Origin of the sequence: Amycolatopsis keratiniphila subsp. keratiniphila (assembly GCF_001620365.2) — a bacterium.
In the GTDB taxonomy this organism is placed as follows: domain Bacteria; phylum Actinomycetota; class Actinomycetes; order Mycobacteriales; family Pseudonocardiaceae; genus Amycolatopsis; species Amycolatopsis keratiniphila.
This window is the reverse complement of sequence record NZ_LQMT02000010.1, coordinates 502073-524225: the sequence shown is the minus strand read 5'-3', so window position 1 is coordinate 524225 and position 22153 is coordinate 502073. Positions and strand designations below refer to the sequence as shown.

Annotated in this window: 21 protein-coding genes and 1 pseudogene; 10 read left to right on the top strand and 12 right to left on the bottom strand. The window is 70.1% G+C overall.

The window, feature by feature from the left end:
* Positions 1–48: 48 nt before the first annotated feature.
* The 8 genes from AVR91_RS10685 to AVR91_RS10650 all read right to left on the bottom strand — a co-directional run bounded on the left by AVR91_RS10685 (position 49) and on the right by AVR91_RS10650 (position 10070).
* Complete coding sequence (locus AVR91_RS10685; protein ID WP_063273672.1) at positions 49–735, bottom strand: response regulator; 687 nt, start codon at positions 733–735, stop codon at positions 49–51.
* 62 nt (positions 736–797) lie between these two features.
* Positions 798–1928: a sensor histidine kinase gene (locus AVR91_RS10680; protein WP_143253949.1), complete on the bottom strand. Its 1131-nt coding sequence runs from the start codon at positions 1926–1928 to the stop codon at positions 798–800.
* Positions 1929–2234: 306 nt separating this feature from the next.
* Positions 2235–4520, bottom strand: a complete 2286-nt coding sequence (locus AVR91_RS10675) for an ATP-binding protein (RefSeq protein WP_228709176.1) — start codon at positions 4518–4520, stop codon at positions 2235–2237.
* A gap of 538 nt (positions 4521–5058) precedes the next feature.
* Positions 5059–5625 carry a TetR/AcrR family transcriptional regulator gene (locus AVR91_RS10670; protein WP_063273669.1) on the bottom strand — a complete coding sequence of 189 codons (567 nt, stop codon included), beginning with the start codon at positions 5623–5625 and terminating at the stop codon, positions 5059–5061.
* Positions 5625–6902, bottom strand: coding sequence for an amidohydrolase family protein (locus tag AVR91_RS10665; RefSeq protein WP_063273668.1), 1278 nt, complete (start codon positions 6900–6902; stop codon positions 5625–5627). The genes AVR91_RS10670 and AVR91_RS10665 overlap by 1 nt, the downstream gene beginning before the upstream one ends.
* The gene (locus tag AVR91_RS10660) at positions 6899–8386 is read right to left on the bottom strand and encodes an FAD-dependent oxidoreductase (RefSeq protein WP_063273667.1); all 1488 of its coding nucleotides are present in this window, start codon (positions 8384–8386) and stop codon (positions 6899–6901) included. The genes AVR91_RS10665 and AVR91_RS10660 overlap by 4 nt, the downstream gene beginning before the upstream one ends.
* On the bottom strand, positions 8383–9279 hold the full coding sequence (locus AVR91_RS10655; RefSeq protein WP_063273666.1) for an alpha/beta fold hydrolase: 897 nt from the start codon (positions 9277–9279) through the stop codon (positions 8383–8385). Before AVR91_RS10655 ends, AVR91_RS10660 begins: the two co-directional genes overlap by 4 nt.
* On the bottom strand, positions 9276–10070 hold the full coding sequence (locus AVR91_RS10650) for an alpha/beta fold hydrolase (RefSeq protein WP_063273665.1): 795 nt from the start codon (positions 10068–10070) through the stop codon (positions 9276–9278). Before AVR91_RS10650 ends, AVR91_RS10655 begins: the two co-directional genes overlap by 4 nt.
* A 59-nt stretch (positions 10071–10129) precedes the next feature.
* On the opposite strand from AVR91_RS10650, the gene AVR91_RS10645 reads away from it, so the two are divergent.
* On the top strand, positions 10130–10813 hold the full coding sequence (locus tag AVR91_RS10645) for a TetR/AcrR family transcriptional regulator (protein ID WP_211282688.1): 684 nt from the start codon (positions 10130–10132) through the stop codon (positions 10811–10813).
* A 111-nt stretch (positions 10814–10924) separates the two neighbouring features.
* Here the strand turns inward: AVR91_RS10645 and AVR91_RS44275 are convergent, their stop codons facing one another.
* Entirely contained in the window at positions 10925–11050 is a 126-nt protein-coding gene (locus tag AVR91_RS44275; RefSeq protein ID WP_267284109.1) for a hypothetical protein, read from the bottom strand.
* A 58-nt stretch (positions 11051–11108) separates the two neighbouring features.
* Positions 11109–11765, bottom strand: coding sequence for a TetR/AcrR family transcriptional regulator (locus AVR91_RS10640; protein WP_063273664.1), 657 nt, complete (start codon positions 11763–11765; stop codon positions 11109–11111).
* Positions 11766–11901: 136 nt separating this feature from the next.
* On the opposite strand from AVR91_RS10640, the gene AVR91_RS10635 reads away from it, so the two are divergent.
* From AVR91_RS10635 to AVR91_RS44270, 9 genes and pseudogenes are all read left to right on the top strand, one after another.
* Positions 11902–13026 (top strand): VOC family protein, encoded by a 1125-nt coding sequence (locus tag AVR91_RS10635; RefSeq protein WP_228709175.1) that lies wholly within the window; start codon positions 11902–11904, stop codon positions 13024–13026.
* Positions 13023–13958 carry a fumarylacetoacetate hydrolase family protein gene (locus AVR91_RS10630; RefSeq protein WP_063273662.1) on the top strand — a complete coding sequence of 312 codons (936 nt, stop codon included), beginning with the start codon at positions 13023–13025 and terminating at the stop codon, positions 13956–13958. The genes AVR91_RS10635 and AVR91_RS10630 overlap by 4 nt, the downstream gene beginning before the upstream one ends.
* Entirely contained in the window at positions 13955–15832 is a 1878-nt protein-coding gene (locus AVR91_RS10625) for an acyl-CoA synthetase (RefSeq protein WP_063273661.1), read from the top strand. Before AVR91_RS10630 ends, AVR91_RS10625 begins: the two co-directional genes overlap by 4 nt.
* Positions 15829–16179 (top strand): DoxX family protein, encoded by a 351-nt coding sequence (locus AVR91_RS10620; RefSeq protein ID WP_063273660.1) that lies wholly within the window; start codon positions 15829–15831, stop codon positions 16177–16179. The genes AVR91_RS10625 and AVR91_RS10620 overlap by 4 nt, the downstream gene beginning before the upstream one ends.
* A complete protein-coding gene (gene mhpA, locus AVR91_RS10615; protein WP_323807890.1) occupies positions 16176–17657 on the top strand; it encodes a bifunctional 3-(3-hydroxy-phenyl)propionate/3-hydroxycinnamic acid hydroxylase MhpA in 1482 nt (493 codons plus the stop codon). The genes AVR91_RS10620 and mhpA overlap by 4 nt, the downstream gene beginning before the upstream one ends.
* Before the next feature lie 12 nt (positions 17658–17669).
* Complete coding sequence (locus tag AVR91_RS10610) at positions 17670–18854, top strand: cytochrome P450 (protein ID WP_063273658.1); 1185 nt, start codon at positions 17670–17672, stop codon at positions 18852–18854.
* Between the two features lie 13 nt (positions 18855–18867).
* Positions 18868–19065 (top strand): ferredoxin, encoded by a 198-nt coding sequence (locus AVR91_RS10605; protein WP_063273657.1) that lies wholly within the window; start codon positions 18868–18870, stop codon positions 19063–19065.
* A complete protein-coding gene (locus tag AVR91_RS10600; protein WP_063273656.1) occupies positions 19062–20195 on the top strand; it encodes an NAD(P)/FAD-dependent oxidoreductase in 1134 nt (377 codons plus the stop codon). The genes AVR91_RS10605 and AVR91_RS10600 overlap by 4 nt, the downstream gene beginning before the upstream one ends.
* 150 nt (positions 20196–20345) lie before the next feature.
* Positions 20346–20618, top strand: a pseudogene (locus tag AVR91_RS44270) (ferritin-like domain-containing protein); the annotation flags it as partial.
* A 138-nt stretch (positions 20619–20756) separates the two neighbouring features.
* On the opposite strand, the gene AVR91_RS10590 reads toward AVR91_RS44270, so the two are convergent.
* Positions 20757–21722: a sensor histidine kinase gene (locus AVR91_RS10590; protein WP_063273655.1), complete on the bottom strand. Its 966-nt coding sequence runs from the start codon at positions 21720–21722 to the stop codon at positions 20757–20759.
* The gene (locus AVR91_RS43145) at positions 21716–21985 is read right to left on the bottom strand and encodes an STAS domain-containing protein (protein WP_063273654.1); all 270 of its coding nucleotides are present in this window, start codon (positions 21983–21985) and stop codon (positions 21716–21718) included. The genes AVR91_RS10590 and AVR91_RS43145 overlap by 7 nt, the downstream gene beginning before the upstream one ends.
* Positions 21986–22153 lie beyond the last annotated feature (168 nt).

Here is a 22153-nt window from a genome sequence, read left to right as displayed (position 1 = left end):
CGCTGATAATGTTCCGTACTTCGCAGGCCCTCGGTACCGCTGTTCAGCTCAGTCCCGAAGTTGCGAGGTGGTCTCGCCACCTCGCCGGGGAACGTCTCCGGCGTCGCGGACGAGCAGGGCGGCCTGGACCCGGTTCGTGCACCCCAGTTTGGCGAGCAGGCGGCTGACGTAAGTCTTGATGCTCGCCTCACGCATTCGCAGCCTGCTACCTATGTCCGCATTGGACAGACCTTCACCCAGCAGCCACAACACGTCCTGTTCGCGTGGGGTGAGGGTGGCGATAAGCCGGCGTGCCCGGTGCTGACGCGGCCGGTCGGTGGTGGTGATCATCCCGACGACTCTGCGGGTGACCGACGGGGACAGATAGGTGTCTCCCTGATGGACAGCGCGGATGGCGTGCAGGACTTCTTCGGCCGCCGAGCGTTTGAGCAGGAATCCGGTCGCGCCGGCGTCCAGGGCGGTGGTGATGTTGTGGTCCTCGTCGAACGTGGTCAGCACGATGACCCGGCTGTCGGGGGTGACCTGCCGTAGACGGGGGATGGCGGCCAGTCCGCCTATCCCGGGCATCCGCAGGTCCAGCAGCACGATGTCCGGGTGTTCCTCGGAGGCAAGGTCGATCGTCTCCGAACCGGTCCCGGCTTCGCCGACGACGGTGATGTCGTCGGCCGTCGACAGGATGGTCCGGATCCCGGTCCGCAGTAGCGGCTCGTCGTCGGCGATGAGTGTCCGGATCACGGTCCCTCGGTGTGGTTATCGGTGTTCGCGCTGGTCAGGAGGGCAAGTGTAGCGGGATGCCGTCAGTACTCGTGGTCATGTGTGTCCTCGGGGTCGTACGGCAGGATGGCCGCGACGCGGAACCCGCCCTCGCTGGTGGGCTCCGCCCGCAGGATTCCACCGGCCAGCCGGACCCGTTCGTTCAGCCCGATCAGGCCAAGCCTCGTGCCCGGAGACGGCGCACGTACTTCGCAGCCCGGAACGGCGTTGCGCACTTCCACCAGCAGCGCGTCGGGTTCGTAGCTGACCACGACCGTGATCGCCGCGCCCGTGGCGTGCTTGTGCGCGTTGGTCAGTCCTTCTTGGACGACCCGGTAGGCCGCTCGGCTTACCGCGGCGGGAAGTTCCCGCGGCGGGCCTGTCCGGCGGAAGTCCACCTGTGACCCGGTCACCCGCGATCCTTCGACCAGCTGTGGCAACGCCTCGACCGCATGAGTGCCCTGTTCTTCGTGCGCGGCGGCCTCGGGAGTGAGGGCACCGATCATCGCCGCGAGGTCGACCACCGCGGCAAGTGACGTCTTGTGCAAGCTCTGCACTGTCGCCTTGGCGCGAGCGGTCAGCCCGACTTCCACCTGCAACGCTCCGGTGAGTACCGAGATCAGGCTCAGCCGGTGCCCGAGCCCGTCGTGCATGTCGCGGGCGATCCGGCTGCGTTCGCGCAACCGTGCCTGCCGCACCATCAGCGAACGTTCCCTGCGCAGTTGCTCCTCCACCTGCGCCGAGGCCGTCGCCAGCTGCCGCCGTTGCGCGATGTAACGGCCTGCCAGCAGCGGCAGGATCACCACCACGGCGAAACCGGCCAACGCCAAGGCAGCCCGTTCCGGAGCGGCCGGCCACAACGCGGGCATCAGGAACACCACCCACAGCAACGCGCAGGCGACTACCGCCGCGACAATGCTCCAGCGGCCGCGTGGACGGCGCCCCGCCGACCACGCGCACACCACAACGGCCAGTACTCCCAGATGTGGCGGCTGCAGCGCGACGAACACGGCAGCACACATCGCGGCTCGCGGCACACACGACCTGACCAGGAGCACGAGCGCGACCACAGAGACCGAGACGAACCCGGACGAAGGCAACTGACCACCGGTCCGCACGAGACCGAAAGTGGCGTCTCCCGCGACCACCACGACGACCGTGATCGCGCGGCGCACCACCTCGCGTGGAGCGAGCGCTCGCAACTCATCCGCTGCCGAACGAAGGAACTCCACAGTCCCGCGTTGCGCGTGCCTTGGCAGGCTATGGACGAACCGCGGCACCCTGCGCACGAAATGACGTTAGGAGCCGATCCGAGCTACGTCGTTCCCCGAAAGTGACCGCCTATTGTCCACTGAGGATGACACTCGCCGTCATCTATACGCGCGGACAAGGGGCGCTATGCCGCCTCGCCGGAAGACTGTGGTGACGGCAGGACAGGTACTGTTCGTCTTGCCTGGGACCGAAGAATGCTCGGATCGAGTTCAGCTGCCGGGCGTGGAGTCAAGGACCCACGTCGCGATCTTGGTGCGGGTATGGACGCCGAGTTTGTTCATGATGTTGGTGATGTGGGTATCGACGGTGCGTGGCGCGATGACGAAGTGAGCGGCGATCTCCCGGTTGGTCATTCCCTCGGCGACCTGACGGGCGATGTCCGACTCCCGTTTGGTCAGACCGCTCAGGTTCGGAGCGGGGGCTCGTTCCTGGTCCGGGGCGTCGTCGAGGGCATAGGAGATGGCTTGGGCAGTGGACATGGCCGTGCCCGCCGTGAACTCCGCGGCCGCTTTGTCCTGCCCGAGCGCCTTGACGACCGCGGCCGTGGCGGTGTGCATATGGCTGGAGAACGAGGTCAGGTTGGTGATGGTGGCGCCGACGGAGCGCCACATGACGCTGGCCGCGCCGCTGAGGCGGGCCGCCCGGCGGGCGTCTCCGGTTCTCGCGGCGCAGCCCGCCAGGACTGTCAGGGTGTAGCCGATGACCGACCGGTCGTGGAGAGACCGCTGCAGCCGCAGCACCTCTGTCGCCGCCTTCTTGGCTACCTGTACGTCGCCGTGGGCGTATTCAATGGCGCTACGCGACCACAGGGTCCACGACCGCAGGAACAGGTCGCCGTGTTCGACGCACATCTCGATGGCCGCGTCGAGAACTTCCCGGCTGCGTGAGACGTTGCCGGCCAGTCCGGTGCACAGCCCCAGCGTGAACATGCCCCAAGCGATGGAGTACGGCCGCCCGAGCTCCCGCAGGGTCGCTACGGCGTCCTCCAGCGATGTGGTGACTTCACTGGCTCGGTCGCGCATCATCGCGCCGTGCCCGGCCACGATCAGCACGCAGCTCGCGGCGTGCCGATCGCCGGTGCGTTCGGCGATCCGGGTCGCCGCGTCGAGTTCCGCACGGGTGTCGGTGTCGCCTTGCAGGTTGGCGAAGAAGCTGTGCAGCAACAAGCCGGTGGCCTTGCCGGGGGCATCGGCAGGTGCGGCGTCGAGCAGCCTGCCGAACCACATCCGTCCCTCCTTGGTGCTCACCCGCACCCAGAAGTTCCACACGTCGGCGGCCATCCGCAGGCCGGTGCCTGCCTCCGCCGGGTCCGCGGTGCAGAAGTCCAGTGCCAGCCGCAAGTTCGCGTTCTCACGGTCGATCCACGCGGCCCAGGCGATCTGCTCCGGCCCGAACCACTCGGCGGCGAACCGGTCGGTCAGCCGCCGGTAGTGGTCGCGGTGCAGCCGTCGGCGCAGGTGCTGCCCGTCCTGCTCGACCAAGCGGTCCTCGCCGTAGTGCCGCACAGTCTCCAGCAGCCGGTACCGGGCGGTGTCGGCGCCCTCGCGCAACAGGATGGACTTGTCGATCAGCCCGTCGAGTCCGTCCAGAACCGCTTCGCGCTCGATGCCGTCGCCCGAGCAGACATCCTCGGCGGCGTCGAGGTCGAAGCTGCCCGCGAACACCGATGTGCGGGCCCACAACAGTTTTTCCTGTCCGGTGCACAGGTCGTAACTCCAGTCCAGCAGCGCCTGGAAGGTCTGCTGGCGCGCGGACACACGCCTGCCGCCGCGCAACATGGCCAGCCGCGTGTCGAGCCGGTCGGCGAGCTGACCGGCCGACAGCGCCCTTAGCCGCACCGCGGCGAGTTCGATCGCCAACGGCAGTCCGTCCAGCGCGCGGCACAGCCTGACGACGTCAGCGGCGTTGGCTTCGGTGACTGAGAGCGGCGCCGCCGCCGCAGTGGCTCGGTCGATCAACAGCCGCACTGCGTCGTAGCCGCTCACCTGGTCGGGAGACAAGCCGGGCCTGGGGACGGCGAACGGCCGCACGGGCACCAGGTGCTCGCCCGGCACGTCGAGGGACTGTCTGCTGGTCGCCAGCATGGCCATGCCGGGGCACGAACGCAGCAGCGCCTCCGCCAGCCGGGCACAGGCCGACAACAGGTGCTCACAGTTGTCCAGTACCAGCAACATCCGGCGGTCTCGGAGCTGGCGGGTCAGCACGTCTAGCGCCGGTGCGGTGGTGTTGTCACCCAGCTCCAGCCGGTGCGCGACGGTGCTGATCAGCAGGTCCGGCTCGCGCAACTCGGCGAGTTCGATGAAGGCCACATCACCGTCGAAGGCGCTCGCGGCTCCGGCAGCCACCCGCTGAGCCAAGCGAGTCTTGCCGACCCCACCCGGTCCCGTCAGCGTCACCAGGCGGCGGCCGGTCTCGATCAGCTCGATGATCTCGCGGATCTCACCACCGCGCCCGACGTAACTGGTCTGCTCGACGGGCAGTGAACTCGCCGTCACCACATCGCCCTCGCTGGTCGTCGGAACCTCGGTGGTGGCAGACCCGCTGATCTCCCGAAGAAATGCTATCCGGCGCCGATCACGGCCGGACGGCCTGACACCCTGCTGCCAGCGAGAATGCCCCTATCGGGCGGGCTCGCCGCAGCCGCGCCGACCGACGGATCGAATGCGGAGGGCCTCGCCCGTTCGCCGCGCGCGGGTTGGCGAACTCCTCGAATATCCGGCCCGCCTTCTGTAGGCGGAACCGCGAGTGCGGTTCTGTTCACGGGGCGAAGGCCAGGTGATCCGGTTCGAGAACTTGCGGGCGAGGTGCATCCGGTGCTGGGTGGGCGGCGTGAGCCGCGGAAACTTGACGCAGACGCCGTGGTCGGGGAATTCGTGCCGGGACCCGCCGGTGACCAGCCCCGCCCCGGACCTGGCGACGCCCGACGCTTCGAGCGGGAACGTCGGACTGCTCAAGGAAAAGCCCGCAGTGGACCTGTCCGCGCTCACCCTGCGCGAAGTTACCGTCGACTCGAGGCGGACGCACGGCAGCATCTCACTGTTCAGGGCCGGTCAGGCCGTGGAGGACGAGGTTCGTGACGGTGTCGGCGACGCGGCCGTCGCGTGGGTCGTCGGCGGGCAGGGCGTGGTTGAGGCCGGCGAGCATGACGCCTACGGCGGTCGCCAGCAGTTCGGGGTCGCCGGTCAGCGGCTCACCGCGGTCGCGTCGGTTTTCCAGGTGCTTGCGCAGTGGGACCGTCCAGGTGGTCAGCTCGTCCCACAATTGTCCGGAGGTCGGGGCGGAGGCGGTCGCCGATTGCAGCAGGGCGATGGCGGTGGGGCGGTGGGTGCGCAGTGCCGTCCAGCAGGCCGTGACGTGCTCGCGGATCGGGTCCTCGCTCGCCGGGCCGGGTGCTGCTGTCTCGGTGAGTTCGTTGCGCAGCGCGGTCAGAAGCTGTTTCTTGTCGTCGAAGTGGGTGTAGAAGGAGCCCACGGCGCGGCCGGCCCCGGCGGCGATGTCGGCGATCTTGGTATCGAGGTAACCGTGTTCGCCGAACAACCGTTTCGCCGCGGCCATCAGGTCGGCCCGGGTGCGGCTCGCGCGTTCGTCCCGCGTGCCCATCAGCCCGTGAGGTGCGGGATGAGGCGGTCGGCGGATTCGTAGAGCTGGGCTCGCACGGTGCCGAGGTCGACGTCGAGGAGGGTGTGGTCGCGTTTGCGCCAGCGCCCGGCGATCATGACCGCTTCGATGTCGCCGGCGGTGGCGTGCAGTGCGGCGGCGATCGGGTTCGGCGCCGGGGCGTCGATGACGACGAGGTCGGCCTGCAAGCCGGTGTCGAGCCGGCCGATGCGGTCGGCGAGGCCGAGTGCCCGGGCGCCTTCGACGGTAGCCCAGGCGAGTGCTTGCTTGGCGGTGATCGTCGCGGTGAGGGAGAAGGAGCCGGTGGCCCGCTGGTGGTGCTCGTGGTCGTGGCCGCGCTGGTGTGCCAGGGCGATACGGGCGGCGGAGAGCACGTCGGCGGGCGTGACGGCGTCGGTGTCTGTACCCAGTGACGGTGCGGCGCCCAGCTGGAGCAGGTGCCCGGTGACGGGGAAGCCGTGGCCTTGGCCGAGTTCGTTCTCGGGTGTGCTGGTGAGGCTTGCGCCCGCGTCGACCAGGGTCTTGAGCCAGTCGTCGGTGAGCCCGGCGCCGTGCACGACGTTCGTGCGGGGGCTCAGCAGCCCGGCGTCCCGCACCGCGGTCCACCCGGGCCCGGGTTCGCCGCCGCTCTGGTGCATCGACACCACGAGGCCGCGTTCGGCGGCAGCGCGGAAATCGGCGACCGCGGTGTCCGGAGTGGACAGCTGGGGTCCGCGGACGGCCATGCCGAGGGTGAGCAGCGGGCCGGCGGCCAGCCGGTCCACCTCGCTGACGGGGTGGGTCGCATCGGGTGCGGAGTAGGGGGTGCCGTGCAGGAACACCCCGCGGATGCCGGACGCCACGAGCCCGTCGAGTGCGGCGTCGGTGTGGTCCGGGGTGGGGGTGTTGTGGCACCAGTCGCCGAGGGTGGTGGTGCCGCGGCTGAGCTGGTCCAGTGCGCCGGCGAGGGTGCCGATCCGCATGTCCTCGGGGCGGTAGTGCCGGGCCACGGCGCCGTGCATGCGGCCGAGGTAGTCCGCGAGCGTCCAGTCGGTGCCGACGCCCCGCAGGGCGGTCTGCCAGGTGTGCAGGTGGGCGTTGACCAGGCCGGGCATGATGATCCGGCCGGTGACGTCGACGATCTCCGCGCCGGATTCGTCGAGTCCTTCGCTTACGGCGGCGATGGTGTCGCCGTCGATCAGGATGTCGGCGCGTTCGGCGTCGGGCCGGTTCGGGGCCATGGTGATGACCTTCGCGCCGCGCAGCAGGGTGCGGCTCATCGGGTCACCTCCGGGGTCAGGGCCCGGGTGGTGGCGCGGGTCGAGGCGAGGAAGTCCCGGGTGGCGATGTGGCCGAGGTAGCCGTCGGGCCGGACGAGCAGCAGCGTGTCACCTTCGACTCCGTAGCTGCCGCGGAAGCCGTGCCGGTCGTCGACCGTGATTCGGCGGAGCGGCGCTCCCGTGGCAGGCCAGTCGAGCTCGTCGCTCGCCGCCGCAGCCTCCTTGCCATACGCGACCAGTGTGAAGTGCGGTCCCCGGTAGGTGTCGAACAGGCGCGAGCCGGGCAGGTCGGCGTCCGGTGCCCGGTCGCCGACCTGCAGCGTCTTCGTGCGGTCGGTTCCGCTGGGGGCGAGAGGGCCGCCGTGGTAGGTCAGCGAGAGCTGCTGTTCGTCCTTGCCGCGGCGCAGGCTCGACGGGTCGAGCTTGGCGAGGCCTTCGTACTTCTTCGTGGACAGCCCGAGGACGCCGGCGGCGATGGGGAGGCGTTCGGCTTCGTAGCTGTCGAGCAGATGTGGGTCGGCTCCGGCGAGGACTTGGGCGAGTTTCCAGCCGAGGTTGTAGGCGTCCTGGATGCCGGTGTTGAGGCCTTGCGCGCCGGCCGGGGTGTGCACGTGGGCGGCGTCGCCGGCGAGGAAGACCCGGCCGCGGCGGTAGGCCTCGGCCAGGCGGATGTTGGGCCGGAACACCGACCGCCACCGGATGTCGCGCACGGCGATGGACCGGTTGCGGGTGTGGGCCTGGATCCGCCGGGTGATCGCTTCCTCGCCGTCGGGTGGTTCTTCGTCCGGGGACAGGCGGATCATCCACTGAAACAGGTCCGTGTGCGGCAGCGGGCAAGCTCCCGCGAACCGGCCTTTCGCTCCTGGCCAGACGTGCCACCGGTTGCCGGACAGGCCGGTGGTGACGGCGTCGACGATGAGCATCCGGTCTCCGTCGCGGGTCTCGCCGAGGAAGCCGAGGCCGAGGTGCTTGCGGACGACGCTGGCCCCGCCGTCGGCACCGACGAGGTAGCGCGCGGTGACCCGTTCCGGGCCGTTGTCGCCGAGCACGGTCGCGGTGACCGTGCTGGCGTCCTGGGTGAACCCGTCGAGTTCGCGGCCGTATTCGACCTTGCCGCCGAGTTGCTCGAGCCGGTCGTGCAGCACGCTGTCCGTGCGGTACTGCGGCATCAGTCGGGTGTTGGGGTAGGGGACGTCGCTGCTGCGTTCGCGGTTGCGGAACATCCGCCACGGGACGGTGACCGGTCCCAGGTGGATGCCGAGGCGGGGGTAGTCGCTGCTGCCGTCGAGGACGTCGCCGAGCACACCGACGTCGTCGAAGACCTCAAGGGTGCGCGGCTGGAGGCCTTTGGCGCGGGAGCCTTCGAAGGAGCGCGGGGCCTTGTCGACGATCCGGACGGCCAGGCCGCGGCGGAGGAGGTCGATGGCCAGGATGGTGCCGGTCGGACCGGCGCCGGCGATCAGGACGTCGAGGGGTTCGTTCACGATTCGAGCCGATCCGGGTGGGGAACGGTGAACGACGCGAGCAGGTCGCCGACGTCGTCCGGCCGTTCGTAGGGGGCCATGTGGCCGCATTCGGTGATGACGTGCGTCTGCCGCGGGTGCAGCAGCTCGCGGATGGTGGCGAGGTGGGTGATCGGGGTGACCTGGTCGTCGTCGCCCCACACCAGCAGGACGGGGAGCCCCAGCTCGCCGGTGCTGCGGAACAGGTCCTGCCGTTCGTACAGCGGAAAGCGTTGCAGGGTCTGGAAGAACGCGTAGAGTGAGCCTTCGTACCGGTAGGCGTCGCGCACCATCGCGACCAGCCTGGCGGAAAGGGCGGGGTCGCGGACGTTGTGCCCGAGGTGCCCTTCCAGGAGCTTGCGGCCGAAGCGCCGGGCGACGAATCCGGCGAGAAGATCGTTGCGCAGCAACCGTTGCGCGCGGGGACGTTCGCCCAGCCCGGCCGGTCCGACCACGGTGAGCGTGGTGACCGATTCGGGGTGCAGGTTCGTATAAGCCATCGCGACCAGAGCGCCCATCGAGGTGCCGACGACGTGCCACGGCGAAGTGGGAGCCAGGGTCGAGGTCAGCTCGGTGAGCTGCCGGACGAACAACGCTTCGTCGTAGAGGCCGCGGATGCGGTCGGAGTAACCACGTCCGTAGGCGCTGTAGGCGAGCGTGCGCAGGCCGCGGGCGTGCAACCGGGCCGCGAGACCGTCCCAATAGGCCAGCGGAATCGTGAGGCCGCCGACGAGGACGACGAGTTCCCCACCGTCAGGACCGGTCAGCTCGTAGTGCGTCACCCCGTCGGACAGGGCGACGAAGCTGCCGCGCAGTGTCGGGCGGGTGGCCGCGTCGAGCCGGCGGTTCTCATCGGAGGCGGCGAAGTACCTCATCGCAGGAAATCCTTGATCGCCGTGGCCACCCAGTCCGGGGCCTCTTCCGGCAGCAGATGGCCACCGTCGGCGTGGACCTCGTCGGCGGCGCCCGGGATGTCGCGGGCGAAGTGCTGCCCGTCGACGGCGGCGCTGCGCAGGACCAGCGTCGGGACCGCGATCTTCGGGATCTCGGCACTGCGATCGGGCTGGTCGGTGTTGGCGAAGTCGACGAACGCCGACCGGTTCCCCGGACGGCTCGTCAGCGCGTGCACCCGGTCGACCATGGAGTCGTCCACGATCGCGGAGTTCGCGCCGACGGCTTCCCGCAGCCCGCGTTCGGTCGCGCCCCGCGGGAGCCAGCGCCGCAGCAGCGGGCGCAGCAACGGGTTCCGGGCCAGCCGCAACCCGGCGGGTAGCGTCTTCTCCGGGTAGCCCGTGGCGTTGATCAGCACCAGTGCGTCGACCCGGGCCGGGGCGTCCAGCGCGAGGTTCCACGCGATGTTACCGCCCAGCGAATTGCCCGCCACGGCGAAGTGTGGCACGCCGAGCGCGGTCATGAACCGGGCGATCGTGCCCGCGTACGTACGGACGCGGTAGTCACGGTCGGGCCGCGGCCCCGTCCGCCCGAACCCGGGCAGGTCCGGGCGGATGACGTCGTGGGACGCCGACAACAGCTCCGCGACCCGCTCGAAGCCCTCCAATGACGACCCGCTGCCGTGCAACAGCACCACAGCAGGCCCTTGACCTGCGCGTTCGTAGTGAACGCGCAGGCCGTCGACGGAAACTGACTGGGTATGGGTGCTCGTCATAATGGCAACAGTGTTGCCGTTATTGCGGTGGGTGTCAACCTGTGGTCATACTTCTGGGTGTGCCGGAACCCTCCCTGTCAATCGAAACCACCGCCGCTGCACGACGATCGCGGGGCCGTCCCGCCGTCCCGCTGGACCGGATCCTCGCCGCGGCGTTGCAGCTCGTCGACGAAGAAGGCGCTGAGGCGCTGTCGATGCGGAGCCTCGCTCAACGGCTCGAATCCGGCACGGCCACGCTCTACCGCCACTTCGGCAACCGGGCGACCTTGATCACCCAGGTCATCGACCGCGTCTTCGGAGAGATCGAACTCGACTCGCGGGCACTGGCGGAGCTGAGCTGGGACCAGGCCTGCGAGGTCATCGCCCGGACGATGTTCGACACGCTGGGCCGGCACCGGACGATCGCGCCCCTGCTGATCGAGCAGACCCCGACCGGACCGAACGCCATGGCGCTGCGGGAACGCTGCCTGGCCGTCCTCCTCGACGGCGGGCTACCGCCGGGCCTCGCGGCGCGCGCCTACGCGACGCTCGCGCGCCACGTGCTCGGGTTCGCCATCCAGCTCACCGGAGACGGGAATGACACCGAACGCGAGCGGGCGTCGGCACGGTTCCACGCTCTGTCGGCCGAGGACTTCCCGGCCACGCGCGCGGTCGCGGACTCCCTGCCCGTGCCGCTGGAGGACGAATTCGCCTTCGGCCTCGAGCTGATCATCGGCGGGCTACGCCAGCTGCACGCCTCTTGACGTCCGTACGCGGACCGGCACGACCACGCGTTCAGGGCTGATGCTGTCGCGGGACCAGGAGGGTGATCGAGCTCGCCAGGCGCGTCGTGGTGACGCCTCCGCGGTTCACCGTCAGATCGTCGCCCGCACGATCGAGGAGAGCTCGGCCGAGCTGGAATGAGCCGCTGTGGCCTTGCCGGCGCCGAAGCCGGCGATCGACAGGGGAGTGCTGAGCTCGGCTTCGGCCTTGTTGATCACCGTGAGGGTAAGCGCCCTTTGTTGTCCCTGGTCGGTGCCGGCCGCCGAAAGCTGATGTTCAGGCGGCGGTATCCGGCCCGGTCGCGGCGGCGTCGAGGTCGGGTAGCGGGCGGCCGCAGATCTCGTGGGCTTCGGCGGCGGTGAGGCCGAGCATGCGCAGCAGGTCCTCGGTCACCTGGTCGGTCGTGGCGGCGTCGTCGCGCTCGGGCTGACGGTGCAGCAGGTGGCCGAGACCGAGCGCGGTTCCGGCGACCGTGACCATGGCGAGTTCGGTGTCGGTGACGGTGAAGCGGCCGGCTCGCACGGCTGCCTCGATGTCGCGGCGGGCGCGGGGAGCGAGCCCGCTTTCCGAAGTGGTGAGTTCGAGACCGTCGTGCAGGAGGACCTTGCTGAGTTCGGGATGCCGCCGGTGCAGGCGTCCGGTCAGCCGGAAGCTCTGCGCGAAGACCTGTGCCGGGTCGTCCAGTCCGATCGTCAGTCCGTCCAGCAGGGCGCCGTGGACGTCGAGGGCGTCCTCGACCGCTGCCTGGTAGAGCTGCTCCTTCGTCTCGAAGTGGTTGTAGAACGACCCCATCCCGACGTCCGCGGCCTGGGTGATCTCCAGGATCGGCACCGTGGTCTTCCCGCCGGCGATGAGTGCCTGGGCCGCCCGGATCAGGGCCGCGCGAGTGCGCGCCTTGCGGCGTTCCAACCGGCTCGGAGCGTGCTCCGGCATCCGTGCTCCTGTCTTCACTGGTCGTCGCCGCATCCTAGCCCATCGCGTCATTGTTGAGGAAATCGTCAGAAGCCCTTGACTGATGACATGTTCGTAACTGACGATATCGTCATCAGTGTGGATGGAGGGAGTCGCCGTGGGAGATCCGCACAGTGGTCTGCACAGCGAGCACGGCGCGCTCGCGGGCGAGCACCCCGGCCGGGCCGCGAACCCGGTGATCAAGGTGCACGACCTGGCCTGGCTCGAGTTCGAGAAGCCGGACCTGAAGCGGGCGGAGATGTTCGCGCGCGCCTTCGGGTTCACCACCGTGTTCGGCACTGGCCGCGAGCTGCATCTGCGGGGCACCGAGGCCGGCGCGCCGTGCGTGATCATCCATAAGGGCGCTCGGTCGAAGTTCCTCGGACCGGCGTTCCTGGCCGCCACTTCGGGCGATGTCCTGCGGCTGGCCGAAGCCACCGGGCGGCCGGTCGCCGCGTTGCCCGAAACGCTGGGCGGTGTCGTCGTCGACCTGCCAGACCCGAGCGGACTGCGTGTCCGGGTCGTCTCGGACACCCATGAGCTGCCCGCGTTGTCGTCGCAGGAGCCGCAGGTGCTCAACTTCGGGCACGAGGTCCGGCGGGTCAACGCCACCCAGCGGCCGCCTCGGGCCCCGGCGCTGGTGCAGCGGCTGGGGCACGTGGTGCTGCAGACGACCCGCTACCGCGAGGCGCTGGACTGGTACCTGGAACATCTCGGGCTGATCGTCAGTGACTTCCTGTACTACCCGGGGCAGCGCGAGCGCGGGCCGGTGATGAGCTTCATCCGGTGCGACCGGGGTGCCACCCCGGCCGACCATCACACGCTGGCCATGGTGCTCGGCCCGGCCGACCGCTATGTGCATTCCGCCTACCAGGTCACCGATCTGGACGCGCTGGCCGCCGGTGGCGAGTACCTGCGCGAGCACGGCTATCACCATTCGTGGGGTATCGGCAGGCACGTCGAAGGCAGCCAGCTCTTCGACTATTGGCGTGACCCGGACGGGTTCCTGGTCGAGCACTTCAGTGACGGTGACCTGTTCGACAACACCCTGGAACCCGGCTGGTCCCCGTTCACCGCCTCCGGGCTGGCCCAGTGGGGGCCGCCTGCCACCGCCGACTTCCTCGGCGTCAGACCCGGCAAGGAATCCCTGCTGGAACTGCGTGCCCTGTTCGCCGCGCTGCGCGGAGACAACGAATTCGACGCCCAGCGCTTGCTGGGCCTGCTGAAGGTGGCCCGCTCATGAGCTTGACCGTCCTGCACACCGCCGACGCCTGGTACGTCGCCACTCCGTCCGGGGCGGCGAGGATCGCCACGACGGCGAAGACCACCGCCGATCTGCTCGGCGACCGCGCGGCGATCTCCGCCGCGGCCGGCTCCGCGGACGCCGTGCCGGTGGCCTCGCTCGAACTGGTCTCCCCGGTTACCACGCCCTGTCGCGTGGTCGCCCAGATGACCAACTTCGTTTCGCACGTCACGGACGCCGGGATGGACCCGGAGACCGTGCCCTTGACGTTCTTCCGCAAGGCGTCCGGGTCGATCAGCGGCCCATTCGACGACGTCGTCAAGCCGCCGCACGTTCGCCTGCTCGACTACGAGGTGGAGATCGGGCTGGTCATCGGCCGGGAGATGCCGGTCGGCGGCGAGATCACCGAGGTGGAGGGGTATGTCGCGGGCCTGGTCGTGACCAACGACGTGTCCGCCCGCGATGTCCAGCTGCCGCAAACCCAGTTCTACGAGGCCAAGTCGTACCCGACGTTCACCCCGGTCGGGCCTGCCCTCGTGCTCCTGGAGGGCCACGAGCTGAAGCGGTTCGCCGATCTGCGGCTGCGGTTGTCGGTCAACGGCACGGTCCGCCAGAACGCGATGGTCGGCGGCGACATGATTTACCGTCCCCTCGAGGCCCTGCGGGCGTTGGCCCGGTTCCAGCGGCTGGATCCCGGCGACCTGGTGCTGACCGGCACCCCGCTCGGCACGGCGCTGTCCGCGCCGCCGAAGGCAGTGGAGAAGATCGCCGCGCTGCTGCCGCCGGCGCTGAAGTGGAAGCTGTTCTTCAAGGGACAGGCGAAAAACCCGAAGTACCTGGCGGACGGCGACGTCGTCGAGGCATCGGTCGCCACCGACGACGGTGCCCTCGATCTGGGCTCCCAGCGCACGGTCGTGAGGTACCAGCGATGACTGCTGCTTCCCTGTGGCCGCGCTACGCCGAACCCGCCGACCTGGCCGCGATCGAGGCCGTGCCGCTCACCGAACGGAGCCTGCCGGAGTCGACCTACGCCCTGCTGCAGCGGGCCGCCGCGTGGTGGCCGGATCATCCGGCGACCACCGTGCTGCCCGAGGCCGCGCGATGGCGCGAGCCCGTCCGCCGCACGTTCGGCGAGCTGCTCGCCGATGTCCACCGCTACGCGAACCTGCTGCGCGACCTCGGAGTCCGGCGGGGCGATGCGGTCGCGTTGATGTCGCCCAACTGCGCAGACCTGGTTCCGGCGACCCTGGCCGCACAGCTCGCCGGCGTCGCGGCCCCGCTGAACGGCGGGCTGTCCCGCGACCACCTCGGCGAGCTGCTTCGCCTGTCCGGCGCACGCGTGCTGATCACCGCCGGGCCGGAACTCGCGCCGGAAACCTGGGTCACCGCCCGGACGCTGGCCGGCGAACTGGACGTCGTCCTCGTGCTGCGCCCGACCGGCGCGGCAGGCGCGCCGGCCGCGTTGCCCGCCATCGACGGGGTGCGTGTCGGCTACCTCGCCGACCTCGCTGCCGCCCACGACGCCGCCGACTTCGCCGGTGAACGTCCGGTGGCGTCGGATCTGGCCGCGTTGTTCCACACCGGAGGCACTACCGGGGCACCGAAGCTGGCCGCGCACACGCACGCCAACGAGGTCGCCGACGCGTGGATGATCGCGGCCAACTCGCTGCTCGACGCCGGCTCGGTCGTCTTCGCGGCGCTGCCGCTGTTCCATGTCAACGCGCTCGTGGTCACACTCCTCGCGCCGCTGTTCAAGGGCCAGCACGCGGTGTGGGCCGGCCCGCTCGGCTACCGTGAACCCGCCCTGTACGGGGAATTCTGGAAGATAGTCGAACACCACCGGATCGCCGCGATGAGCGCGGTGCCGACCGTGTACGCGGTACTCGCGCAGTGCCCCGTCGATGCGGACATCGCCAGCCTGCGCTTCGCCATGGTCGGCGCTTCACCACTGCCGGCCGCCGTGCGCGAAGGCTTCCAGACCCACACCGGCGTCACCCTGGTCGAGGGCTACGGGCTCACCGAAGCCACCTGCGCGAGCGCACGCAGCTTCCCCGACGCCCCGCGCCCCGGCACCGTCGGCCAGCGCCTGCCGTACCAGCGGATGAAGGTCGTCCACCCGGAAACGAGGGAGGAGCTTCCCCGCGGTGAGACCGGGGTACTGGAAATCAGCGGCCCCACCGTGTTCCCCGGCTATGTCGTCGGGCGTGACGAAAACGCCTACGTTCTGGACGGCCTCGGCAAACTCAGCGACGGCTGGCTGAACACCGGTGATCTGGCTCGTCTGGAGGCCGACGGATTCGTGCACCTCGCCGGCCGGGTCAAAGACCTCATCATCCGCGGCGGGCACAACATCGACCCGGCGATGATCGAAGACGCCCTGCTGACCCACTCGCAGGTGACCGCGGCCGGCGCGGTCGGTCGCCCCGACGAGCACGCCGGCGAGGTGCCCGTCGCCTACGTGACCCTCACGTCCGGGGCCACGGCGACCGAGGCCGACCTGGTGGCCTGGGCCGCCGACCGGGTGCCCGAGCGCGCTGCCGCGCCGAAGGCCATCACCGTGCTCGACGCGCTGCCCGTGACCGACGTCGGCAAGCCCTACAAGCTCGCGTTGCGCGCCGATGCGACCCGCCGCGCGATCGCCGAGGCCCTCGCCCCGTTCGACGGCGTGACCGTCGACGCGGTGATCGAGGACGGCACCGTGACCGCCACGATCACCCTTCCGTCCGATGTGGACGAATCGAAGGTGAGGGCCACCCTCGGCCGCTACACCGTCCCCACCCGCCTGACATCCCAAGGACGCCCATGACCGTCTTCAGTGTGCTGTCCGTCCTCGTGGCGGGCATCTTCCTCCTCTTCGGCGCGGCCAAGCTGTTCGCGCTCGCGCCCATGCGGGAACGCGCCGCGCACGCCGGATTCTCCGTCACGGCCTTCCGCGGCATCGGCGCGCTGGAGATCGCCGGGGCCGCCGGGCTTCTGCTCGGCTTGACCGTGCCGGTGCTCGGCGCCCTGGCCGGCGCCGGTCTGCTCCTCCTGCTCGCCGGCGCTCTCGTCACGCACGTGCGCAACCACGACCGGGGCCGCGACCTCGTCCCGGGCCTGGTCTGCACGGTGCTCGTCGCCGGCTACCTCGTGGCCCTCGGGGTGTCGCCGTGAGGGTGCCCGTCGTCATCGTCGGTGCGGGCCCGACCGGACTGACCGCCGCGGCGCTGCTCGGCCGGTACGGCATCGAGTGCTTGGTGCTGGAGCGGTGGGAGTCGGTCTACCCGCAGCCTCGTGCGGTGCACCTGGACGATGAGGTGCACCGCATCTTCGGAAGGCTCGGGCTGGCCGGGGAGTTCGCGGCCATCTCCTGGCCCTGCCGAGGGCTGCGGCTGCTCGATCCGGACCTGCGAGTGCTGGCGGAGTTCCGCCGTTCGCCGGGCGGCGGCCGGCACGGCTACCCCGAGGCGAACATGTTCGACCAACCCGATCTGGAGCACCTGCTCCGCTCCCACCTGGAGACGGTCAGCACCGTAACCCTGCGCGGCGACACCGAGGTCACCGGTATCCGGCAGGACGGGACCGGCGTGCGGGTCGAGGTGACCGACCGCGGCACCGGTGCGCGGGAGACGATCCACGCGGACTACGTGCTGGGGTGCGACGGCGCCAACAGTCTCACCCGGACGTCGATCGGCGCGACGATGGCGGACCTGAAGTTCGACCAGCGCTGGCTCGTGGTGGACATCGCCACCACCGCCGACCTCGGCCAGTGGGGAGGCGTGCACCAGGTCTGCGACCCGGGCCGCGCCGCGACCTACATGCGCATCGGGAAGACCCGCTACCGCTGGGAATTCCGGCTGCGGCCGGGGGAATCCGCCGACGACTTCTCTCACCTCGGCCGGCTGCACGCGCTGATCGTGCCGTGGACCAAGGACATTCCGGCCGCAGAACTGGAGATCGTCCGCGTCGCCGAGTACACCTTCCGCGCGCAGCTCGCGGACCGGTGGCGCGACCGCAGGGTGTTCCTGCTCGGCGACGCCGCGCACCTCACGCCGCCGTTCATCGGGCAGGGCATGGGCGCCGGCCTGCGCGACGCGGCCAACCTCGCCTGGAAACTCGCCGGTGTCATCGAGGGGACCCTGCCCGCGAGCGCACTCGACACCTACGAGGCGGAACGCAAGCCGCACGCCCGCGCGATGATCCGGCGGGCGGTGCTCGTCGGTAAGGCGATGACCGAAGGCGGCCGGTTCGGCGACCTCATCCGCCGGGTGGTCGCGCCGCGCCTGAACGGCCGCGTCCTCGACAGCGCGACACCGGCGCTGCGCCGCACGGACCTGGTCGTGCGGCCCCGTTTCGGACGGTCCCTTGCGGGACGGTTGTGCCCGAACGCCCGTCTCGACGACGGATCCCGTTTCGATGACGTTGCCGGCGGTCGCTTCGCCGTCGTCACCACGATCACGCCGTCGGAGACCGAGCGAGCCGCCATCCGGGAGTCCGGTGCGGTCCTCGTCACCACCCGACGTTCGGGCGAGCTGCACCGCTGGCTGCGTACCGGCGCGGCCGTCGTCCGGCCGGACGGCACGGTGCTGAGCGCCGATACCGGCCTCTCCCAGTCCCTGCCGCGGTTCACCGCCGAAGGCGGGTACCCCTGACAAGGAGCAACGATGCCCCAACGCCACGAAGTGCCGGTCTACCGGCCGGACATCTACTCGCCGGAAGCGATCCTGGACCCGTACCCGCACTACGCGAACCTGCGCGAACTCGGTCCGGTCGTCTGGCTGCCCAAGCACAAGATCCATGCCCTGCCCCGATACGCCGAATGCAAGGCCGTGCTGCTGGACGACAAAACCTTCGTCTCCGGCGACGGCGTCGCCCTCAATCCCGTCGCCAACCGGCTCTCCCGAGGCACGACCCTCAACAGCGACGGTGACGACCACGCCCGCCGCCGTGCCCTGGTCGCCCACCGGCTCACACCCCGGGCGCTGCGCGCGATGAAGGAGGCTGTGGACCGCCAGGCCGCCGAGATCGTCGACGCCGCGCTCGCCCGGCGCACCGTCGACGGCGTCGAAGTCGCGGCCGCACTGCCCGCGGCGGTGGTCCCCGACCTCGTCGGGTGGCCGGCGGAGGGCCGGGAGAACCTGCTGCGGTGGGGCGCGGCCACCTTCGACATCCTGGGTCCCTTGAACGGCCAGGCGGTGCAAGCGGTACCGGCGGGCCTGGGAATGGCGCGGTTCGCGCACACCGTCGCGAAACGGCGGAAGGTCCTGCCCGGCAGCATGGGCGATGACCTGCTGCGCGCGGCCGACGCGGGCGAACTCGCCCACGCCGAGTGCCCGGCGCTGATGATCGACTACCTGGCGCCGTCCCTGGACACCACGCTCAGCGCGATCGCGAGCGCCCTGCACCTGTTCGCCACCCACCCCGGACAATGGCAGCTCCTCAAGGACGACCCGGCCCTGATTCCCAACGCGGTCAACGAGATCGTCCGCTACGAATCCCCGTTGCGCGCCTTCAGCCGCAAGGTCGCACGCGACACCGAGGTGGCCGGCACCGCACTGCCCGCGGGCTCCCGGGTCCTCATCCTCTACGCCTCCGCCAACCGCGACGCGCTGGAGTGGGACGACCCGGACACCTTCGACATCCGCCGGGACGCCGCCCGCCAGCTCGGCTTCGGGCACGGCACGCACGGCTGCGCCGGGCAAGGCCTCGCCCGCCTGGAAACCCAGGCGATGCTGCGCGCGCTGGTGGCCCGCGTCGACAAGATCGAGCCGGCCGGGCAGCCCGAGTGGGCACGCAACAACATCATCCACCGCCTCGGGCGGCTCCCGATCGAACTCATCCCGGCCTGAAAGGGGACATCCGGTGAAGATCTCCGCCGACTACGACCGCTGTGAAGGCCACGGCCTGTGCACCGAACAAGCTCCCGCGATCTTCGAGCTCGACGACGACGCCGAACTCGTCCACCACTTCGACGGCAGCGACATCCCGCCGGAACAACTCGCCGCCGCACAGGCGGCCGTCACCTCGTGCCCGGTCGCCGCGCTGCGGGAACTGCCGTGACACCACCGCGTTCCATCGTCGTCGCCGGCGAGTCCATCGCCGGCATCACCACGGTGAGGGAGCTCCGGGAACTGGGCCACGCGGGGGCGATCACCCTGATCGGCGCAGAGGACTGCGGCGCCTACGCCCGGCCTCCGCTGTCCAAGGCCGTACTCAAGGACGACCGTGCCGACGACACGCTCGGCTACCGGCTCGACGGGCTCGACATCGACCTCGTCCGCTCGCCCGCGGTGACCGCCGATGTCGACCGCCGGGTGGTGGCCACCGCGAACGGCCGGGAGATCGGCTACGACGCACTCGTCATCGCCACCGGCGCTCGCGCCCGGCGGATCGCCGCTCCCGGGCAACGCGGCGAAACGGTGCTGCGGACCTTGGACGACGCACGCCTGCTGCGCACGCGGCTCGACGCCGCCCGCTCCGCACTCGTCGTCGGCGCCGGCTTCCTCGGCCTGGAAATCGTCAGCGCCTGCGTGGCCCGGGGCATCCCGGTCACCGTGGTCGATGTCGACCCGCCGCTGCGCCGCATCCTCGGTCCGTTCGTCTCCGAGGCGATCACCACACGGGCCGAAGAACACGGCGTCCGCGTCGTCACCGGAGGACAGGCGACCTTGACCGGCGATCCGGTCGACGGGGTAAGGCTGGCCGACGGCACCGTCCTCACCGCCGACCTGGTCGTCACCTGCTGTGGCGAGATACCGAACACGGCCTGGCTGGCGGGGACCGGACTGGCCGACCTCCACGGCGTCGGCATCGACCAGGCCTGCGCCACCGCGGTGCCGGGCATATTCGCCGCCGGAGACATCACCTGCCTCCGCACCGACAGCGGTCGGCCTGGGACACGCACCCCGTTCTGGTCCACCGCCGTCGCGCAGGGCAAAGCAGCCGCCGCGTCGGCACTGACCCTCGACCCGGCGGGACCACCTCTCGACGATTACTTCTGGACCGAAATCCTCGGCCTGTCCATCAAGGTCGTCGGCCCGTTACCGCTACCCGGCGAGCCAGACCTCGTCGAAGGAAGCGTGCCAGGCGGATCGGCGCTGCTGACCTGGATCGGCCAAAACGGACAGCGCACTGTCGTTTCCTACGGCAAACGCATTCCGGTGCCGAAACTGCGTGCACTGGCCGGCTGACTAGGTACGGGCGGATTCACATGGTGGTTGCAACACGCATTGTTTGTTGGCCTGAGAGTAGTGCTTCGAGGGCTTCGGCGGGTGTGCGCCGACGACGATGAGCAGAGCGGCGCCCTTGAAATCGTGTCCGGGTAGGTGTCACCCACAGGCATGGTCCTGCCTTCCCCGGCCTGCTCCCGCCCCGGCCGCCGCGGTTTGGTCGTCCACCGGCCACGACCACCACCATGGTTTCGGCCTCGACCTGGATCCGGATGGCGCCAAGCGCGCCACTCGCGAGTACGAAAGCAGTGTGTCCGCGAAGGTCGACCCGGTCTGGTCAGGAAAGGCCAGAGCTTCGACGCTTTCGCCTGCGAGGAGGACTTCCTGCTCGCCGCTTACCTGTTCGAGGACGTCGGTGTCACCGCCTACAGCAACGACATCCCCCGTGCGTCCGCCGTTGCTGCGTGAGCTCGCCGGACGGCTGCACTCGGTGCTGCTGGACAAGGACGAGGCTCGCGACCACCGCCCGGAGTCCATCGGGAACCTGCTTCGTCCCGGTGCTGGTGGAGAACGACGCCCAGCTCAGGACTGCGTGGTGGTGAAGCAGACCCGGACGGTGGTGCCGTGCGGGCCGGTGTGGAGGCGGACGAGGTCGGACAGGTGGTTGATCAGCAGGAGTCCCCGGCCGCGCATCTGTCCAGGGGGAGCGGGGCGCCGTCCGGCCAGTGGGTCGGTCAGGTGGCCGGTGTCGCGGATTTCGCAGACCAGCCGGCCGGGTTCGATCCAGATGTCGAGCCGTCCTTGGCCGCCGCCGTGGCCGACGCTGTTGGCGACGAGTTCGACGACCACGAGTTCGACGTCTTCCACTCGGTCGCCGGTGAGGCCGGCTCGCCGGGCCTGATCGCGGGCGATCGCGCGTGTCCGGGCCAGAGAGGCCGTGTCGCCGGAGACGGCGTCGAGGGTGACGTGCGCGGCAGGCTCGGTCGGAGCGGGCTCGGGCAGCGGGGTGTTGTAGCCGTCGATGATGCGGAGAGGGTCGTAGCCGTCGCTGGCGCGTTCGCCGGTCGCGTCGATCAGGAGCGGGTGGGTGGCTTCGGCGTCGGTCAGTGCGCGAGTGTCCAGACGGGCGACGTCGTAGGGGCAGAGGATGGTGACCTCGCGGCCGGTGAACGCGAGGTTGATCAGTGCCTCGTGCTGGGCGCAGGCCGGGTACTCGAGCTCGGACCTGCCGGCCCAGACGGGTTCGCCGATGATGCGGACCCGCTGACCGGGATGGTCGTCGGAGAAGGCCCGGAGGACGCCGGGGATGATCCGGCCGGGGTTGCGGCCTTCCTGGGTCATGTCGAGCAGCAGCACGCGCCCGGCGTCCTGTCCCAGCGCGGTACGCAGGAGCTCCAGGTTGGGGCCGGGGACCGAGACGGCGACGGGTTCGCCGCCGTCGAGACCTCGCCGGATGAACGGGACGGTGCCTGCCAGGTACTCATCCTGCCCTCGGTAGAACAGCGCGGGGTGGACGAACGGGTCGGTGTCCGCGGTCGGGCTCACCATGGCCGGATGCCCTCGTTCACGAGGTTCAGGTAGTCCTCGGCCCAAAAGAGACGCAGCACCTTCCGTACGGTCTGAGGTGGATGCCGGACGGTCAGCGAGCGCGGTGGCCGGACCCGGCGGGCGGCGTCGACCAGGGCGCTCATCCCTCGTACGTCGGCGAACGCCAGCCGGGACAGATCGATCGTCCCGCCACCGGCCGCCACCAGCATGTCCAAGCCCCGCTCCCAGGTCGATCGGGTCGCCGGATCGATCACTCCGATCACCTGTATCCCTGCCGCGGAGGGTAGTTCGACGATCCGTAACCCGGTCTCGTCCTGCTTTTCTTGGCCGCTGACGATGGTCTGCTCCAGGTCCCGTGTCTTCAGCCGGTACTTCCTTCCTGCGACAGCGTAGAGCCCCGCGTTTCGGTGGCGGCAAGCCCGCCGATCCAG

Coding starts and splice junctions, on each gene's coding strand:
- AVR91_RS10650 (WP_063273665.1), bottom strand. CDS start 10,070: ATGACGAGCACCCATACCCAGTCAGTTTCCGTCGACGGCCTGCGCGTT.
- AVR91_RS10670 (WP_063273669.1), bottom strand. CDS start 5,625: ATGGGCACGCGGGACGAACGCGCGAGCCGCACCCGGGCCGACCTGATG.
- AVR91_RS10625 (WP_063273661.1), top strand. CDS start 13,955: ATGACTGCTGCTTCCCTGTGGCCGCGCTACGCCGAACCCGCCGACCTG.
- AVR91_RS10620 (WP_063273660.1), top strand. CDS start 15,829: ATGACCGTCTTCAGTGTGCTGTCCGTCCTCGTGGCGGGCATCTTCCTC.
- AVR91_RS10630 (WP_063273662.1), top strand. CDS start 13,023: ATGAGCTTGACCGTCCTGCACACCGCCGACGCCTGGTACGTCGCCACT.
- AVR91_RS10590 (WP_063273655.1), bottom strand. CDS start 21,722: ATGGTGAGCCCGACCGCGGACACCGACCCGTTCGTCCACCCCGCGCTG.
- AVR91_RS10655 (WP_063273666.1), bottom strand. CDS start 9,279: ATGAGGTACTTCGCCGCCTCCGATGAGAACCGCCGGCTCGACGCGGCC.
- AVR91_RS10665 (WP_063273668.1), bottom strand. CDS start 6,902: ATGAGCCGCACCCTGCTGCGCGGCGCGAAGGTCATCACCATGGCCCCG.
- AVR91_RS10640 (WP_063273664.1), bottom strand. CDS start 11,765: ATGCCGGAGCACGCTCCGAGCCGGTTGGAACGCCGCAAGGCGCGCACT.
- AVR91_RS10610 (WP_063273658.1), top strand. CDS start 17,670: ATGCCCCAACGCCACGAAGTGCCGGTCTACCGGCCGGACATCTACTCG.